At 66.1% G+C, this 4,193-nt stretch carries 6 protein-coding genes; 2 read left to right on the forward strand and 4 right to left on the reverse strand.

Features of this window, described 5'->3' with window-relative positions; all coding sequences use genetic code 11:
• The coding region (locus ACFE7D_RS14100; protein WP_375396042.1) for a DUF933 domain-containing protein at window positions 1–268 on the forward strand (268 nt) is incomplete at its 5' end.
• A 48-nt stretch (window positions 269–316) separates the two neighbouring features.
• Window positions 317–910: an LGFP repeat-containing protein gene (locus ACFE7D_RS14105; protein ID WP_375396043.1), complete on the forward strand. Its 594-nt coding sequence runs from the start codon at window positions 317–319 to the stop codon at window positions 908–910.
• Between the two features lie 6 nt (window positions 911–916).
• Here the strand turns inward: ACFE7D_RS14105 and ACFE7D_RS14110 are convergent, their stop codons facing one another.
• From ACFE7D_RS14110 to ACFE7D_RS14125, 4 genes are all read right to left on the reverse strand, one after another.
• On the reverse strand, window positions 917–1,447 hold the full coding sequence (locus ACFE7D_RS14110; RefSeq protein WP_375396044.1) for an adenine phosphoribosyltransferase: 531 nt from the start codon (window positions 1,445–1,447) through the stop codon (window positions 917–919).
• Window positions 1,444–2,286, reverse strand: coding sequence for an S-methyl-5'-thioadenosine phosphorylase (locus ACFE7D_RS14115; protein WP_375396045.1), 843 nt, complete (start codon window positions 2,284–2,286; stop codon window positions 1,444–1,446). Before ACFE7D_RS14115 ends, ACFE7D_RS14110 begins: the two co-directional genes overlap by 4 nt.
• Before the next feature lie 6 nt (window positions 2,287–2,292).
• The gene (locus ACFE7D_RS14120) at window positions 2,293–3,120 is read right to left on the reverse strand and encodes a cytochrome c1 (protein ID WP_375396046.1); all 828 of its coding nucleotides are present in this window, start codon (window positions 3,118–3,120) and stop codon (window positions 2,293–2,295) included.
• Window positions 3,121–3,125: 5 nt separating this feature from the next.
• Window positions 3,126–4,193, reverse strand: a 1,068-nt coding sequence (locus ACFE7D_RS14125) for a cytochrome bc complex cytochrome b subunit (protein ID WP_375396047.1), incomplete at its 5' end; no start/stop codon positions are given.

Below are 4,193 nucleotides of genomic sequence, written 5' to 3' on the forward strand. Positions count from 1 at the left end.
GCTGCTCGCCCTGCTGACCTACTTCACCGCCGGGCCGAAGGAGACGCGCGCGTGGACGATCACCGCTGGGACCAAGGCCCCGCAGGCGGCGGGCGTCATCCACGGCGATTTCGAACGCGGCTTCATCCGTGCCGAGACGATCGCCTATGACGATTTCATCAAGTTCGGCGGCGAAACGGCGGCGCGCGACGCAGGCAAGCTGCGCTCCGAAGGCAAGGACTATGTCGTCGCCGACGGCGATATCATGAACTTCCGCTTCAACGTCTGACGCGCTATACCGGCCGCTCAACGATGCCGGGGGGCCGCGGGGATGCGCATGATCGTGGTGCTGGTGGCGAGCCTCGCGATGGGCCGGCCGGTCGGGGCATATCAGGTGTACGGCGAGATCGGCAACAAATGGCGCGCGCTCGGTGCGTCGGCCGGGCCGCTCGGAGTGCCGACGAGCGATGAAGGTCCGGCGGCCGACGGCGGACGGATCAACAGCTTCAAGAACGGTTTTGTCACCTGGCACCCGAAGTTCGGCGCGCATGCGACCTGGGGGCTGATCGGGGCGAAGTGGAATCAGCTGGGCCGCGAGATCAGTCTCGGCTTTCCGGTCACCGACGAGATGCCCGGCGCAAACGGCGGACGCTTCAGCGACTTCTCCAACAATGCGACGATCGACTTCCTGCCGAAGACGGGCACGCACGTGATCATCGGCCTGATCCGTGCGAAGTGGCTCGCGACCGGTCGCGAAGGGGGCAGCTGCGGCTATCCGACGTCCGACGAGGTCGCCGTCACCGGTGGACGTCGCAGCAGCTTCCAGTTCGGCACGATCAGCTGGATGACCGGCGCGCGCGCGGCGGTGGCGCAGTGCACCGGCCCGGTCCGGATCGATACCGGCACCGCGCTCAATCCGGTCAAGGAATAGCGCCGCTCAGTCGCCGTCGAACGCGAGCAGCGCGCTGACCTCGACCCCGGTGGCGCGCAGCCGTGCCGCGCCGCCGAGTGCGGGCAGGTCGATGACGAACGCGGCTTGGGTGACGCTCGCACCCGCCACGCGAAACAATTGCGCCGCCGCGAGCGCGGTGCCGCCGGTCGCGATCAGGTCGTCGACGAGCAGGATGCGCGCGCCCGGGATCACGGCGTCGGCGTGGATCTCGACGCGGTCTTCGCCGTATTCGAGCGCGTAATTGACCCCGATCACCGCGCCCGGGAGCTTATTCTTCTTGCGCACGAGCACCATGCCCTTGCCGAGCCGGTGCGCGAGCGCGGCGCCAAAGACGAAGCCGCGCGCCTCGATGCCGGCGATCTGGTCGAAATCGCTGGCGACCGCCGCCGCCAGGCGCTCGATCGACAGCGCGAAGCCGGCGCCGTCGAGCAGCAGCGTCGTGATATCGCGAAACATGATGCCGGCGTGCGGATAGTCGGGAATGGTGCGGATCAGGGCTCGCAGGTCGTCGTTCATCGCAGCACCCGCCCGGCAACGCCCTGCAGCCGCTCGACCGTCGCGGCCGGCCATTTTCCGCGCTCGGTGATGACGGCGTGATCGAGCGCGTGGCTACAGCCGCTGCCGCAGGCGTAATAGCTCCATCCCGCCGCGACGCCCGCGACAAGTGCCGCCGCGCGCGCGGCATTCCCGCCGAGAACGGAAAGGATTGCGGCGACATCAACCGCCTCGCCGGTCGACCGCCAACTGTCGTAATCGGTGACCATCGCCACGGTCGCGTAGCAGAGCTCGGCCTCGCGCGCCAAGGCGGCTTCGGGGGCGGCGGTCATGCCGATGACATCGAGGCCGGCGGCGCGGTACAGGCGACTTTCGGCGCGGGTCGAAAACTGCGGCCCGGCCATCGCGAGATAGGTCCCACCGCGAACGCAGTCGGGCGCAGCGGCGCCGATCGCGTCGCCGAGGCTCGCGCAGAACGGATCGGCGAGACTGACGTGCGCGACGATGCCATCGCCGAAGAAGCTGGTAACACGACCGCGTGTCCGGTCGACAAGCTGATCGATCACGACGAAACTGCCGGGGGCGAGGTCGTCGCGGAACGAGCCGCACGCGGACAGTGATACGATCGCGGTCACGCCCGCCGCCTTCAACGCGGCGATGTTCGCGCGATAATTAATCTCGGACGGGGCGAGCGTGTGTCCGCGCCCGTGCCGTGGCAGGAAGACAATCTCGGTGGTGCCGAGCCGGCCATGAAGCAACGCGTCCGACGCCGGGCCCCATGGCGTATCGGCGTCGCGCCACTCGGCATCCTCGACGTGCAGGCCGTAGAGCCCGCTGCCGCCGATGATGCCGAGGGCCACCGACTGCTATTCGGCCGGAACGATCGTCGGGCGCTTGCGCTTGAGGTCCGCCCAGACGCGCTGGTAGCTGAGGTAGCCGAGCGCGCTGAGGATCGCGAGGAAGATCACGACGCCAACCCCGGTGCGGCGTCGAGCCTCGAGGCTCGGTTCGGCGGTCCAGGTCAGGAAGGCGGCGACGTCCTTCGCGTTCTGCTGGACGGTCGACTTGGTCCCGTCGGTGTAGGTGATCTGGCCATCAGCCGACAGCGGCGGCGGCATCGCAACGTTCAGCGACCGGAAGTACGGGTTATAGTACAGGCCATCGGGGACCTTCCAGTCGGCCGGCGCGTCGCGGTAGCCGGTCAGCAGCGAATAGACGTAACGCGGACCCTCTTCACGCGCCTTGGTGATCAGCGCGAGGTTGGGCGGCAGCGCATTGTTGTTCGCGGCGCGCGCGGCGGCCTCGTTCGCATACGGTCCGGGGATCTTGTCGGCGGGGATGCCCTTGCGGGTCGTCGGATCGCCGGTCTTGTCGTCGATCGTGGCGACATCGGACTGCTTCGCGAGCGCCTTGACCTGTTCGGGGGTGAAACCGATCTCGGTCAGGTTGCGGAACGCGACGCGGTTGATCGAGTGGCACCCCGAGCAGATTTCCTTATAAACCTGATAACCGCGCTGGAGCTGGCCGCGGTCGAAGGTGCCGAAGATCCCGTCGTTCTGCCACGACACTTCCTTCGGCGCGAGGTGATACTTCAACACCGGATCAGGCACCGCGGCGTCGCGCGGGATCACGGCACCGAACAGGAGCGTGACCGCGAATACCGCGCCGATGACGAAGGCAATCATCTTGACCATGGTCGTTATTCCGCCGGCTGGCCGGACGCGGGAAGTTCAGCGATCCCTGCACCCTTGGGTTGAAGCGTAATCGGCGCGCCGGTGTTCGTCTGCTTCTTGAGCACCGCCTCGCTGATCGAATTAGGCAGCGGCAGTGGCTTCTCGACCCGGCTGACGATCGGCACCAGGACGAGCCAATGGATGAAGTAATAGGCGCTGGCGATCTGGCTGATCCGCAGCCACGGCTCACCCGCCGGCTTGCCGCCGCAGACGCCGAGGACGATCAGGTCGACCACGAACAGCCAGAACAACTGCCGCATTAGCGGGCGATAATTGTTCGAACGCACCGGCGAAGTATCGAGCCACGGCAGGAAGAAGAACATCAGGATCGCCGAGAACATGCCGAGCACGCCCCACAGCTTCGCCGGGATGAAGAGGAAGTCCTGCGTGAAGGCGCGAAGGATCGCGTAAAATGGCCAGAAATACCATTCGGGAACGATGTGCGCCGGTGTCGAGAGCGGGTTCGCCGGGATATAATTGTCGGGTTCACCGAGCGCGTTAGGCAGGAAGAACACGACGATGCAGAACAGCGTCAGGTACACGCCGAGTCCGAAGAAATCCTTCGCGGTGTAGTACGGGTGGAACGGGACGGTGTCGGCCTCCGACTTGACGTCGATGCCGGTCGGGTTGTTCGACCCCGGGATGTGCAGCGCCCAGACATGGAGGATGACGACGCCGAGAATGATGAACGGCATCAGATAGTGAAGCGAGAAGAAGCGGTTGAGCGTCGCATTGTCCGGCGCGAAACCGCCGAGCAGCCACGTATGGATCGTCTCGCCGACGAGTGGGATCGCCGAGAACAAGTTGGTGATGACCGTCGCGCCCCAGAAGCTCATCTGCCCCCAGACGAGGACATAGCCCATGAACGCGGTCGCCATCATCAGCAGGAAGATAACGAGCCCGAGCAGCCACAGCACTTCGCGCGGCGGCTTGTACGAGCCGTAATATAGACCGCGACCGATGTGGATGTAGACGACGATGAAGAAGAAGCTCGCCCCCGTCGCGTGCATGTACCGGAGCATCCAGCCGCCGTT

The sequence above is a fragment of the uncultured Sphingomonas sp. genome (assembly GCF_964244235.1).
Lineage (GTDB): Bacteria > Pseudomonadota > Alphaproteobacteria > Sphingomonadales > Sphingomonadaceae > Sphingomonas.

Excerpts from the sequence above, each read along its gene's own strand:
- ACFE7D_RS14105 (WP_375396043.1), top strand. The coding sequence starts at position 317 with ATGATCGTGGTGCTGGTGGCGAGCCTCGCGATGGGCCGGCCGGTCGGG.
- ACFE7D_RS14110 (WP_375396044.1), bottom strand. The coding sequence starts at position 1,447 with ATGAACGACGACCTGCGAGCCCTGATCCGCACCATTCCCGACTATCCG.
- ACFE7D_RS14120 (WP_375396046.1), bottom strand. The coding sequence starts at position 3,120 with ATGGTCAAGATGATTGCCTTCGTCATCGGCGCGGTATTCGCGGTCACG.